This is a genomic window from Microcoleus sp. Pol7_A1 (assembly GCF_036701085.1).
In the GTDB taxonomy this organism is placed as follows: Bacteria; Cyanobacteriota; Cyanobacteriia; order Cyanobacteriales; family Microcoleaceae; genus Microcoleus; species Microcoleus asticus.
The window spans coordinates 1-11,423 of record NZ_JAUBQD010000050.1; the positions used below are offsets into that span (position 1 = coordinate 1).

The window sequence follows — 11,423 nt, forward strand, 5'->3', positions numbered from 1 at the left end:
CGGCCTTGAGCGTCGCGTTTAGTCCAGATGGCTTGACTTTGGCTTCTGCAAGCAGTGACCACACCATCAAACTGTGGCACCTGCAAACCCAAAAACCCATCGCTACCCTCACCGGGCATAGCAATTCGGCCTTGAGCGTCGCGTTTAGTCCAGATGGCTTGACTTTGGCTTCTGCAAGCAGTGACCACACCATCAAACTGTGGAACCTGCAAACCCAAAAACCCATCGCTACCCTCACCGGGCACAGCGATTCGATCTGGAGCGTCGCCTTTAGTCCAGATGGCTTGACTTTGGCTTCTGCAAGCAGTGACAAAATCGTCAAGCTATGGATTTGGGATGTTGATAAACTAATGGCATTAGGCTGCAATTGGATTAGCGATTATCTTAGAACCAACCCGAAAGTGACAGAAGAGGATAAACAGATGTGTTCTGATTACCTCAACCAAGAGTCAATCAAATAGGATTTAGGGAAAAAATGCGGCTGTGGTTCCGGCAGAAGAAGGCGAACTTTGCGAATTTGTCTTAATCCTGGCGATAAAGATACAGCAGGGGAACCGATTTCAATCTTTCCTGCGGTTAATTGATAATTGATGGTTCTGATGCCGTATAGTGCGGTTATTTTTGCCCCTACAAAAGGCGCTTATATAGATGTTGTGCGTCCAGGATTGGAATAATTAAGTCGAGACTTGTGCTCCTTGGGTGTCGAGATCGATCGCCCTTACATCAGCCTTTACCCCAAATTCCATCCAAGCAGCCGCCATTTCCCTCACAACCGCATCAGCATTAGTAGCATCCGTTAAAGCCAAAAGCGTCGGCCCGGCACCGCTAATGACCATTCCACAGGCCCGTGCATTCAGGGCCGCTTGTTGCACCGCTTCATATCCCTTAATCAGAGATTGCCGGTAAGGCTGGTGAATTTTGTCTTGGAGGGCGCACCGCAGCCAGTTTTCATTGCCCGTTTCCAAAGCCCGCAACAGCAAACCGAGGTGTGCGGCATTAAAAATCGCGTCAGCCCTGCTGTAATCTGCGGGCAAAACTCGGCGCGCTTCGGCTGTAGAAAGTTCAAAATCGGGGATGGCTACGACGGGCACAATATTCGGATGCCAGGGAATATCGCAAATCTGCCAAGAACCCCCCCCCTGCCCCCCCTTGCTAAGGGGGGGTGATGGTAGAATTTCCGCATCTAAATCTAAGGGTGATTGTTCTGTTAGCCCCGCTTCACGGAGGGGGAATTCTTCTCTTAGCCCCCCCTTAGTAAGGGGGGGTTGGGGGGGTGTATTGCTAGCAGCGAGGCGACATCCTCCCAGTAAAGCGGGGACAACGTTGTCGGGATGTCCTTCAAGTTCGATCGCCAACTGCATCACTTCCACCTGACTCAAAGGCGCACCGGCTAATTGATTTGCACCGACTAACCCGCCGACAATAGCTGTAGCGGAACTTCCCAAGCCTCTAGCCAGCGGCACTTGCATATCTATATGTATGGCTACGGGCGGCGGCGATTTTTGGAGGCGATCGTATAACTTGAGAAAAGCTTGATAAGCGAGATTGCTGTCGTCTGTCTTGACTTTGGCGGCTTCTTGGCCTGTAACTGTAATTTTTAGTTTCTCGGTTGCTGAGGGTTCGAGTCGGGAGAATTGGAAGCGGTTGTAGAGGCTTAAAGCGGCACCGATGCAGTCGAATCCTGGGCCTAGGTTGGCGGTTGTGGCGGGTACGGTAACGGTGACGGTGGAGATTACGGACATTTTTTGAATAGTTAATTTGGAGTGTTTAACCGCAGATGAACGCGGATGAACGCAGATCGAAGGATATTATACTATGTTTTCAAAAGCACTCTATTTTTGCAGACTTTCAAGATGCTGTATGGCATCTTGATAATCGTTGGTATTGCCATCTTTTTGATAGAGTTCGGCTGCTTTATGATAATCGGCGATCGCCCCCGGCTTGTCTTCTAAGAACTCGCGGACTCTGGCGCGGTTGTAGTAGGCGTCGCCGTAGTTGGGGTTGATTTTAATGGCGCGATCGAAATCTGCTTTTGCTGCTGGATAATCTTTGAGGTTGCGGGCGCGAATTATGCCCAGTTTGTTGTGGGCTTTGGCGTAGTTGGGGTTGAGGCGGATGGCTTCGGTGTAATCGGCGATCGCACCTTCAATGTCTCCAGCCTCTGATTTGGCTAAAGCACTATTGAATAAATCTTCAGCAGGATTTTGAACAATCGTTTTTTGAGCTATTAATATTGCTGAGGATTTAGCAGATACAGCCGGGAATATATTACCAAATATAGTAAAGATTACTAGAGTAGCAATTAAATTGTAAAATGATGATTTCATAATTTAGGCAAAGATTTGAGCGACTGAACAACTAAAACCGGGCAACAAAGGCGAAGTTAGTTCATCATTGCTCAACAGCGTAGCAATCAGCCTTAAACTTGCTTGTTCCCTGCGATAAACTTCTATTTGCTGCAATTGCCAATTCACAACCCAGTATTCCTGTACTCCTCGCACTGAATAGAGTCTGAGTTTCAAATCTCGATCGCGTCTCTGATTGTCTGCACCGGGGGATAATACTTCAACAATTAACTCGGGTGCGGCGGTTAAATGGCCTGCTTCGTCTAGCAAGATAGCCAAGCGTTCATTGCTCGCCCAAACTACATCAGGTATGACATTATCAGCATCAGTGAAAATAAGACCCGGATTGATGGCGGCTCGTCCCAAACCAGTAGACATCGACCAAGTATCAAGGCAAGAAAAAAATCTGCCACAAGTCTGTTGATGCCCCCAATGGGGTGCTCTAGTTATAAATAGCTCCCCATCAATAATTTCATAGCGATCGCCGTTATCGGGCAATAGTTCTAAATCGGCGGTAGTCCAGCGTACTTTATCAGATATTGTCTGGTTCATACAAGCACTCTTGATAGGTGATACAAACATTCTAAACGATCGAGCTTCTACACGCTCCACAGCTTGAAACAATCGGGCTACACTGACTTTCGCTTTCTGCTGGCGAAACTCAGAATATTGAAACCCGCGGCCAGGCGGGTTTCGTTTTTGTAGAGGCGATTTCGCATCGCCAAATTGTCCGATCGCCCAATTTAAAATTATTTAAAATTTTAAATCGCCGGATTACTTCAAAATAGTTTTAGAAGCAATCCGAGTTTTCTTGCGATCGGCTTCACTCAATTGTTCGCCAGCCTGCAAACGAGTAGCAGAGGTTTGGAGCACAGTTGCGGCACTTTTATCGCCCATTTGCAGAGCAGTTTTCGCAGCAGTTTGCAGCATCGTAGCCGCGCCGGCTCGATCGCCCTGTTGCAATCTAGTTTCTGCCAGTTGAGTTTGGCGGTATTTAGCCAAAGCTAAAATGTGCTGCTGCACAGTCGGGTTAAGTGCTGGCTGATAAACTTTTAAGACATTAGCAGAAACTGCAACGGGATCGGAAAGCAAACTTTGACCGACAGTCGGATCGTCGTAGCGAATTTGCAATTGCCCGATCGCCTGTGTACCTTCGGGCAACTGTCCAATATAAATATTAGCCAAAACTACTCGCTCTATATCCTTCATTAAATCTCCCAGGCGCACCATAAAACGATCGCCCTCTTGCTGTACTGGCAATTCGATCGTATCCGGGGCAACTTGGGCGATCGGTTTGAGTTCGGCTAACCGCACTTTTGGCATCAGTGAAAATAGCAAATAAGCATTAGTCAAACCTACACCTTGGATGCGAGTAAATAGTTTGCTAAACTCGTCAACCGCATCTTCGGGACGCTGAATGTGAGCCAGAGCACCGCCGCCAGCATCAGCAATCTTTTCCAAAATATCCTGGTTCCAGTTATCGCCAAATCCCAGAGAATTTAAAGTCATGTTGTAGTCGGCAGCCAATTTAGCCAACTTCAAACAGCGGCTGTCGTCGCCGTGTTCGTTTTCGCCGTCAGTCAGCAGAAACGCCTGAGATATAGCTTCTTTTTTGCCTTTGCCCAACTCTTCAATACCTAACTTAATGCCCTCATCAATTGCTGTGCCGCCGGCCGAGCGCAATTGCTCAATTTGCCGTTTAATGCTGCTGGGATCTCCCACAATTTGATTGGGGACGAGGACTTTGGCTTTATGGTCGAAAGCCACCGCGCAAAAGCGATCCCCGGGCTTCAACCTGTCGAGCAACCGTCCGGCAGCTTGTTTGACGGTTTCCAAGGGGCGTCCGCCCATCGAACCGCTGTGGTCTAGAATCAGGCACAGGTTTAAGGGTACGCTGGAGTCGATCGAGCTTGCCGTCGCAGACACCGAAATTGCTAGCTGGCGCTGCGTTGAGGGCGCGGCAGCGTCAAGGTTAGGGTCGTTTAAAACCGGGAGCAAACTAACTTTCATGCGGGATACCTAAAGATTGCGTTACTATTTCTTTAAGAATAGCTCCATCAGTTCAGGCAACATTTCGGTTATATGAACACACCAATTAAAGCTGTGCAATCGCCATACTACGGGGAAGGGAACTCTCGGACGCCACCTCCCGATTTGCCATCCCTGTTGCTGAAGGAGCGGATCGTTTATCTGGGTATGCCTCTAGTGCCTGCGGTAACAGAACTGATTATCGCTGAACTGTTGTTCTTGCAGTACGAAGACCCCGAGAAGCCGATCAAAATCTACATCAACTCGACCGGCACTTCTGGTTACAGTGGCGAACCCGTCGGCTTTGAAACAGAAGCCTTCGCTATCTGCGATACGATCAGGTACATTAAGCCGCCCGTACACACTATTTGCCTCGGTTCGGCAATGGGGATGTCTGCGATGCTGTTAGCGGCTGGTACAAAAGGCTTTCGAGCGAGTTTGCCCCACGCTTCTATTGTGTTGCACCAACCCAAGGCTTACACGCGGGGTCAAGCAAGCGACATTCAAATTCGGGCTAAGGAAGTGCTGGCAAATAAAGCGACGATGCTTGATATTTTTGCAAGCTGTACTGGCCAACCGATCGAAAAGATTACTAAAGATATGGATCGGTTGCTGTACATGACGCCTTATGAAGCTAAAGAATACGGTTTGATCGATCGCGTTCTTGAAAGTTCGGAAGAATTGCCGAAACCGCTGCCGGCTGGAGTCATCTAACTGGGAATGGGGAATGGGGAATGGGGAATGGGGAATGAGTAAGAATTAAGGGTTAATGGCTAGTAGTTTCTACCCTGATTAGTTATTCAATAGTCTTTTTATGACTAACAATTCCCAATTACCAATTCCCAATGCCCGATGCCCGATGCCCGATTCCCAATTGCCCGATCACCAATTATCAACTAAACGGAGTTCCGAATTATGCCTATAGGTGTGCCAAAAGTTCCCTACAAAATGCCGGGTGGTTATGATACTCAGTGGATTAATATCTACGATCGCCTCTACCGGGAACGAATTATTTTCTTGGGCAGGGACATTGACGATGAAATTGCCAATCAAATCATCGCTGTGATGCTCTATCTCGATTCGGAAGATTCAGGTAAGGATATTATTTTGTACATCAATTCCCCAGGCGGAATGGTGTCGGCAGGCATGGCTATTTTTGATACCATGCAGCACATTAAATCGGACGTGGTGACGATTTGTGTGGGCTTGGCTGCTTCGATGGGTTCTTTCCTGTTAGCTGCCGGTGCGAAAGGAAAACGGTTAGCTTTGCCTCACTCGCGAATCATGATTCACCAGCCTTCTGGGGGCACGCGGGGACAAGCAACAGATATTCAGATTGAGGCGAAAGAGATTCTGCGGCTGCGCCACGAACTCAATAATATCTATGCTAAGAATACTGGCAAGCCGATCGAGAAAATCGAGAAGGACATGGATCGCGACTATTTCATGTCCGCTGAGGAAGCCAAGGAATACGGCTTGATTGACAGAGTGATCGAAGATCGTCCGTAAGTTATTTTTTCGCGACCGTAGTGCGGGCAACCCTCGCACTACAACGTAGTTCGCAGTAAATTTTGGCAGAATCTTTACATTTAAGGATTCTGCCATATTTAATGGTATTATCAACGCTCATTCATGCTAAATGGATATTGCAGATTATTACCGACAGTTAGGACTGAGGTCTGGTGCCAGTTTATCGCAAGTTAAGGCCTCTTATCGGCAGTTAGCGAGACAGTATCACCCCGATGTGAATCCGGGAAACGAACAGGCTAAGAATAAGTTTATTGCTATTACTGAGGCTTATAAGTTCTTGGTGAATATTGCCCCCCACCATGTTGCGGAGTCGAAAGTTGCCAATTCAACTGTGCCGCCTATTTGGACACCGCCGGATCTGGAGGTGAAAGCTCAACCGCAGGCAGTTAAAGTGACTCGAAAAGAGGCTGCGGTTCAATCTAATGCGGATCTGTCGGCGGTAGAACAAAAGTTAAAGCAAGATGCTTATTTTGAGTTGCAGCAGTTGCTGAAATATCAGAGGTTTCCGCGGGCGATCGCCTTGATTGAGGGTTTGGCCCAGCGGGTTCCTGAAGATTTGGAGGTGCGTCAGTGGCAGGCGATCGCCTATCAGCGCTGGGGACGGCATTTGATCGGAGAAAAGCAGGTTGATAAGGCGAGAATTTATTTGAAAAAGGCTGTGAAAACTGACCCTCACAATCGGGCTTTGTGGGCGGAAGTCGAGCGCGATTTTCGCAGGTTGGAACAGATTTATTGAAGCGATGTTGCGTCCCCCTTTTGCAGGGGGTCTGCGTCGTGAATTTTTAATTTTTCTAAAATAACTTGGGTATTTTCAGGTCGGTTTTCCGGTAGCGGTTCCATTAATTCGTCGATCGAGTCTAGGAGTAACGGATCAATATCTACAGCCTGGTTCCTCCAATTAATTTTACCAGTTTTTCCATTAACGGGAAAGTCGATCGGCTGTATGCCTGTTAATAAATGTACAAAAGTACGCCCCAGGGCAAAAAAGTCCGATCGCACGCCTGCTTTACCTAAAATTTGTTCCGGCGCGCAGTATCCAGCAGAACCTATGGCTGCGGTATCTCTCTCTGCTTCTGTTGCAGCGCCGAAGTCAATTAATCTCAATTTCCCATTGGCTGAAACCATCAGGTTGGATGGCTTAATATCCCGATGTACTAAATGATATTTGTGGATTTCCTGCAAAATATGAAGCATTTGTTGCAGCCAATCAAGAGCGAGCGTTTGAGAAACGGACTGGTTTTTCTGTAAGAATTCTGCCAAGTTTTCTCCGCTAATTTTTTCCATTACCAAACAAGACAATTTCTGGGAGTTATTGGGCAGTGGTATCTGGAAATAACCGTCAGGTTCCACTTGGGGAACACGGCCTTTTCCGGCCAGCCAAATCAAAACTCGCGCTTCTTGCTGGAACAAGCGAAGTAAATCGGGATTGTGGGTGTGTTTCAAGACTTTTAAAACTTTGACAGTCCCCCATTCGTTTTCCCCTGTTCCCAAATCTTCAACTTCAAAGATGTCAGTGGGGCGTGCGGGATTGGGCGATCGCACTGATTTAAGGATGCGGTAGCGATCGGCAATTAACAAATCCGTGCCGCAAGCCTGACAATTTTGAGCAGCAGCAGGATTTTCGCGTTGTTCGCATTGAGGGTTGATGCAGTAAATCATCGGCCTTGATACGTCCACAACTGACGGATTTAACAAATTGATTCAATTATTAGCATAAAACCCAGCAGTTCTGACCTTACTACTGGGTTTATATTTACCGCCCATTTGCGCACGCTATCACATTTAAGTCAAGGATTTAAGATTAATAGCATCGCGCTCTACCGATTGAGCTACCCCCCTGCGTTTGGTAGAGGGGGCTGGATATGAGCCAGCAACCTCGATGATGTGATTTTCCTGACATTCGTTTTAGCGATCGGCGGAGAATGCTGAGTTTAGAGTAATAACTTGCTGTTGAATTTGTACGCAATGCTGCCTCTGCCAATTGGGCTACCCCCCTATTTTGGGTAGAAGGGACAGGAGTCGAACCTGTACTGTCACATTTGTACGGTTTAAGTTGAAGTTTTAGATTGAACTTGTACTCTGTTTATATCTTAAACCATAACTATCAAAAAAGCAAGCACTTAGCGGAAAATAAACTGAAAAATTCGCTCTCCCACTCTCTGTTCCTCAACTTCTGAATTGTTAGCTTCTTCGCGGGCGAACATAACAGCTTGCTGCAAGATTTCCACCCTTTGCAGCAACTCATTGATCCGCCGCGCTGGCAAAGCTCCAGAAAACTTTACAGTCCGCCAATAGCCGATCGTAATATCTTCGTAATAAACATCGACTTGAGCCGGATGGTGTTCGGTAGCTTCAGCTTTAACGTGATTGCGCGGAGTTTTAAAAGTCTTGAGAGTTTGCACCGGTTCAGTTGCCCAGCAGTCTGCCGAAGCATCGAAGTTCCAAGTCTCCGAAGCATCTAAAACAGGAAGTTTTTTGATGAATGCTTGCAAATCTGCTAACTGTTTTTCAATGAATAGCAAATAGCTGACGGGAACTTGGCTCAAAAGCACGTTTCCGTCTACAGTTACGTCCGCGCGGGCGCTACAATTTGTCCAATCTTTGGTTGCGGTTACGTCGAAGAGTTTGGTCAAAACTTCAGTTGTTTTGCGGATAATCTCTTCGGCTTTGACTTCAACTTTTTTGGACTCTGGCGGCAGTTGTTCGCCTTCTTCGTCTTTGGGACGGTAAGTGCGGGAGATTCCAGAAAGCACAGCGGGCTTCTGGAGCGCTTTTTGAGCTTCTGCTAGTTCTTGGGCGGAGCGGCTTTTGATGCCTTTTTCGATCGCAATAATCTGATTTAAGCGTGCCATTGTTCGATTTTATTGACGCTGAACTCACATCAAGTCCGGTTGATTTTGATAATCAAATTGTTTGTCCTGTGGCTTTTAGGTCTTTGAGGACTTCAGTCCTCAGTACAAACCTCACGATCGTTCTTTAACCAGACTTGCTCAACTTGTAGTATTACATAATTCAATATAAATTACAAGCTTTTTTTTGTAGGCGCGGTGCCAATAGATCCCGCCGCTACCCGTGCCCAGCAATTTATCTCTCAAAAAATAGGCAAAATCTCTAGCGTCGCTGCCAAAGTGTAGCAAATATCACTCTCTGTTGGGGCTGCAACTACCTCTTGAGATAGATGCGGAAATACCTCCCAGGGCGAGTTGTCATATCGGGAAACATTTCTTAACATATAGATAACAAAGGGAATCCGAGGAGACACCAAAAATCCTTAAGCCCTTGGGGTGCCCCGTTAATCAGATTCTTCGCAAACAAGGGCTAAATCAATGAACCAGCAAAACTCCGAAGTTTTAGCATTTTTGCCCATGCTCCAAAAAGGCATTTGGCTGTTTGGGATTCTCTCTTGGATATTCGGGCTGACAGATAGAACTATTGCACTATTATCTGACGGATATTTGTCGGCGATCGATATTGTCCAGCTATTTACAGCATCATTCTTCTTCCTTAGTTGGCTGTTTTTAAGCCCCTTTTTGGGTTTTAACTCCCAGAGGCAGCCGAAGGGTGAAGCATCTTCCTAGTTTTTAATTGGTAATGTTAGTTTCTCGATCGCTCTTTGTTTCTTCTGGGGCAAAGCGGGCCGGCCAAATGCGATCGCAGAAAAACAAAGTTCCCGCCGTCACGCACAGCGGAATCGCCAACAGATTCAACAGGGGAATGCTCACCAAACCCAAACAAACCACACCAAAACTCCCGCTGGCCGGCAAACTAGCCCAAATTATCTTCAATTTCTCCTGAAAAGGTCGTCTCCGCCTCTCCAAAGGTGCATCTAAAAAGTCCAAACAGACAATAGTCGCGCCCAAAGCTACGCCACCCAAACTGCTAAGAATAGAGCCGACGCCAGGGATAAAATGCAGCAGCAGCAGGGGTATACCGACGCTCAACAAAATTTGTAGTTTTCGCAGTTCAAAGGCGATCGCCCTTTGAATATCCCGAAAACTACTCGCCAAATTCATTGGTGCTTCTGCGGGCAATTGACCGTTCCGCAGAAGTTCCAATTGTTCGGAAAGTTTGCCGTACCAAGGCGAACCTAAAATCACGCCAAACTGCACTAACAAAAATCCAATTATCAGCAAAAGTCCTGACACTAGGAGTACGCGCAGCAGCCAGCCGAAAGCAACTGTTAACACGCCGAGAAAGCTCAGCCAAGCTGGAAAACTCGCAATTAGAGCATTAAATCGGACGGACAAATCGGTAACTAAAACGTCTATCCCTGCCAAACTGGGAAATAGCAAGCTTAAATAAAGACCGATACCAATTATAAAATTTAGCACCACGGGAACTAATACATAAGTCCACAGCTTGGGAGTTTGCAAAATCAGCGTGAAAGCTCGCAAAGGATAGGTGAAACCTGCCACGAGTCCAATTGGTGCGGTAATGGCGGCCTGGGCGGGGTTTGAATTTAGCTGTTTTGACATATTTTCTGCTTTTGAGGACTCGACTCTATTTTCTATTATCCACTTTCCATTATTATTGCTGATGAGGATTTATCGCAGGTAGCCCAACAGTGAAGCTTTTTATTTACCATACCCCGGAACTTACGCCAGCCGACAAAATGCCGGCTTGCGCGATCGCAGTTGATGTGCTGCGGGCGACGACGACAATGGCAACGGCCCTGAATAATGGGGCGGAAGCTGTCCAAGTTTTCAGCGACTTAGATAAGCTGATGGCCGAGAGCGAAAAATGGCCTGCAGACAAGCGAATTCGCGCTGGAGAGCGCGGCGGCGGCAAAGTTGACGGATTTGACATGGGGAATTCCCCCTTCGACTGCACGCCAGAAAAGGTGGCTGGGAAGCGAATTTTTATCAGCACAACTAACGGTACTCGGGCTCTGCAGCGAGTGCAAGCTGCTGCAACTGTGTTAACGGCGGCTTTGATTAACCGCAAATCTGTGGTGCAGTTTTTGTTAAATAAACAGCCGGAAACTATTTGGATTGTGGGTTCGGGTTGGGAAGGGAGTTATTCGTTGGAAGATACGGTTTGTGCTGGTGCGATCGCCCAAAGTCTCCTGGCAGAAAGCGGTATTCCTGCGAGCGATTTTGCTGGTAACGATGAAGTATTTGCTGCTATTGCTCTTTACCTGCACTGGCAAGATCGGTTGCACGAATTGTTGGAAAGAGCCAGTCACGGCCAGCGCCTCCTCGGTTTAGGTGTTATTGAAGATTTAAAATATTGCGCGCAAACGGATACTTTAGATGTGCTGCCGGTGCAGCGAGAACCGGGAGTTTTGGTTAAGTCGGATTTTAAAATTCCTCAAGCTAATTTCTGGGTGCAATCTTCGGAAAAAACGGCGAATTAAATTTTTTCTGGGAGTGGTGTATTGGTTGCGACTCCAGGATTAGATGCACACTCTATTTGTAGGAATGATATAGAGGACACGGCAGTGCCGTGTCCCTACCGAAAATAATATTGTAGGGACACGGCAGTGCCGTGTCCTAATTTTGGCTAATAATTCCGATGCTA

General features: G+C 47.2%; 13 protein-coding genes. 6 read left to right on the plus strand and 7 right to left on the minus strand.

The window, feature by feature from the left end; translation table 11 throughout:
• Positions 1 to 461: WD40 repeat domain-containing protein (locus QUA20_RS23490; protein ID WP_445304703.1), on the plus strand; the 461-nt coding region annotated here is incomplete at its 5' end.
• A gap of 213 nt (positions 462 to 674) precedes the next feature.
• Here the strand turns inward: QUA20_RS23490 and thrB are convergent.
• The 4 genes from thrB to QUA20_RS23510 all read right to left on the minus strand — a co-directional run bounded on the left by thrB (position 675) and on the right by QUA20_RS23510 (position 4,355).
• Positions 675 to 1,742: a homoserine kinase gene (thrB, locus tag QUA20_RS23495; protein ID WP_333191587.1), complete on the minus strand. Its 1,068-nt coding sequence runs from the start codon at positions 1,740 to 1,742 to the stop codon at positions 675 to 677.
• Positions 1,743 to 1,832: 90 nt separating this feature from the next.
• Positions 1,833 to 2,327 carry a tetratricopeptide repeat protein gene (locus QUA20_RS23500; RefSeq protein ID WP_333191588.1) on the minus strand — a complete coding sequence of 165 codons (495 nt, stop codon included), beginning with the start codon at positions 2,325 to 2,327 and terminating at the stop codon, positions 1,833 to 1,835.
• A gap of 3 nt (positions 2,328 to 2,330) precedes the next feature.
• A complete protein-coding gene (locus QUA20_RS23505) occupies positions 2,331 to 2,897 on the minus strand; it encodes a Uma2 family endonuclease (protein WP_333191590.1) in 567 nt (188 codons plus the stop codon).
• Positions 2,898 to 3,119: 222 nt separating this feature from the next.
• On the minus strand, positions 3,120 to 4,355 hold the full coding sequence (locus QUA20_RS23510; RefSeq protein ID WP_333191591.1) for a VWA domain-containing protein: 1,236 nt from the start codon (positions 4,353 to 4,355) through the stop codon (positions 3,120 to 3,122).
• Positions 4,356 to 4,427: 72 nt separating this feature from the next.
• Here QUA20_RS23510 and QUA20_RS23515 point away from each other — a divergent pair, with 72 nt between their 5' ends.
• The 3 genes from QUA20_RS23515 (at position 4,428) to QUA20_RS23525 (ending at position 6,639) form a co-directional block, all read left to right on the plus strand.
• Complete coding sequence (locus QUA20_RS23515; RefSeq protein ID WP_333191593.1) at positions 4,428 to 5,087, plus strand: ATP-dependent Clp protease proteolytic subunit; 660 nt, start codon at positions 4,428 to 4,430, stop codon at positions 5,085 to 5,087.
• Positions 5,088 to 5,288: 201 nt separating this feature from the next.
• The gene (locus tag QUA20_RS23520; RefSeq protein ID WP_172188328.1) at positions 5,289 to 5,882 is read left to right on the plus strand and encodes an ATP-dependent Clp protease proteolytic subunit; all 594 of its coding nucleotides are present in this window, start codon (positions 5,289 to 5,291) and stop codon (positions 5,880 to 5,882) included.
• Positions 5,883 to 6,012: 130 nt separating this feature from the next.
• On the plus strand, positions 6,013 to 6,639 hold the full coding sequence (locus tag QUA20_RS23525) for a J domain-containing protein (protein ID WP_333191596.1): 627 nt from the start codon (positions 6,013 to 6,015) through the stop codon (positions 6,637 to 6,639).
• On the opposite strand, the gene QUA20_RS23530 is transcribed toward QUA20_RS23525, so the two are convergent.
• Both QUA20_RS23530 and QUA20_RS23535 read right to left on the minus strand, forming a co-directional pair.
• Positions 6,633 to 7,580, minus strand: coding sequence for a serine/threonine-protein kinase (locus QUA20_RS23530; RefSeq protein ID WP_333191598.1), 948 nt, complete (start codon positions 7,578 to 7,580; stop codon positions 6,633 to 6,635). The genes QUA20_RS23525 and QUA20_RS23530 overlap by 7 nt on opposite strands.
• A 443-nt stretch (positions 7,581 to 8,023) precedes the next feature.
• Positions 8,024 to 8,755 carry a DUF7873 family protein gene (locus QUA20_RS23535; RefSeq protein ID WP_333191600.1) on the minus strand — a complete coding sequence of 244 codons (732 nt, stop codon included), beginning with the start codon at positions 8,753 to 8,755 and terminating at the stop codon, positions 8,024 to 8,026.
• 474 nt (positions 8,756 to 9,229) lie between these two features.
• Here QUA20_RS23535 and QUA20_RS23540 point away from each other — a divergent pair, with 474 nt between their 5' ends.
• Positions 9,230 to 9,481, plus strand: coding sequence for a hypothetical protein (locus QUA20_RS23540; RefSeq protein WP_333191602.1), 252 nt, complete (start codon positions 9,230 to 9,232; stop codon positions 9,479 to 9,481).
• Between the two features lie 3 nt (positions 9,482 to 9,484).
• On the opposite strand, the gene QUA20_RS23545 is transcribed toward QUA20_RS23540, so the two are convergent.
• Positions 9,485 to 10,378 carry an EI24 domain-containing protein gene (locus tag QUA20_RS23545; RefSeq protein WP_333191604.1) on the minus strand — a complete coding sequence of 298 codons (894 nt, stop codon included), beginning with the start codon at positions 10,376 to 10,378 and terminating at the stop codon, positions 9,485 to 9,487.
• A gap of 89 nt (positions 10,379 to 10,467) precedes the next feature.
• On the opposite strand from QUA20_RS23545, the gene QUA20_RS23550 reads away from it, so the two are divergent.
• Positions 10,468 to 11,259 carry a 2-phosphosulfolactate phosphatase family protein gene (locus QUA20_RS23550; protein ID WP_333191606.1) on the plus strand — a complete coding sequence of 264 codons (792 nt, stop codon included), beginning with the start codon at positions 10,468 to 10,470 and terminating at the stop codon, positions 11,257 to 11,259.
• Positions 11,260 to 11,423 lie beyond the last annotated feature (164 nt).

What these genes read in the sequence shown, in the direction of transcription:
- thrB (WP_333191587.1), bottom strand. Translation starts at nt 1,742, where the DNA reads ATGTCCGTAATCTCCACCGTCACCGTTACCGTACCCGCCACAACCGCC.
- QUA20_RS23545 (WP_333191604.1), bottom strand. Translation starts at nt 10,378, where the DNA reads ATGTCAAAACAGCTAAATTCAAACCCCGCCCAGGCCGCCATTACCGCA.
- QUA20_RS23535 (WP_333191600.1), bottom strand. Translation starts at nt 8,755, where the DNA reads ATGGCACGCTTAAATCAGATTATTGCGATCGAAAAAGGCATCAAAAGC.
- QUA20_RS23540 (WP_333191602.1), top strand. Translation starts at nt 9,230, where the DNA reads ATGAACCAGCAAAACTCCGAAGTTTTAGCATTTTTGCCCATGCTCCAA.
- QUA20_RS23520 (WP_172188328.1), top strand. Translation starts at nt 5,289, where the DNA reads ATGCCTATAGGTGTGCCAAAAGTTCCCTACAAAATGCCGGGTGGTTAT.
- QUA20_RS23515 (WP_333191593.1), top strand. Translation starts at nt 4,428, where the DNA reads ATGAACACACCAATTAAAGCTGTGCAATCGCCATACTACGGGGAAGGG.
- QUA20_RS23525 (WP_333191596.1), top strand. Translation starts at nt 6,013, where the DNA reads ATGGATATTGCAGATTATTACCGACAGTTAGGACTGAGGTCTGGTGCC.
- QUA20_RS23505 (WP_333191590.1), bottom strand. Translation starts at nt 2,897, where the DNA reads ATGAACCAGACAATATCTGATAAAGTACGCTGGACTACCGCCGATTTA.
- QUA20_RS23500 (WP_333191588.1), bottom strand. Translation starts at nt 2,327, where the DNA reads ATGAAATCATCATTTTACAATTTAATTGCTACTCTAGTAATCTTTACT.
- QUA20_RS23510 (WP_333191591.1), bottom strand. Translation starts at nt 4,355, where the DNA reads ATGAAAGTTAGTTTGCTCCCGGTTTTAAACGACCCTAACCTTGACGCT.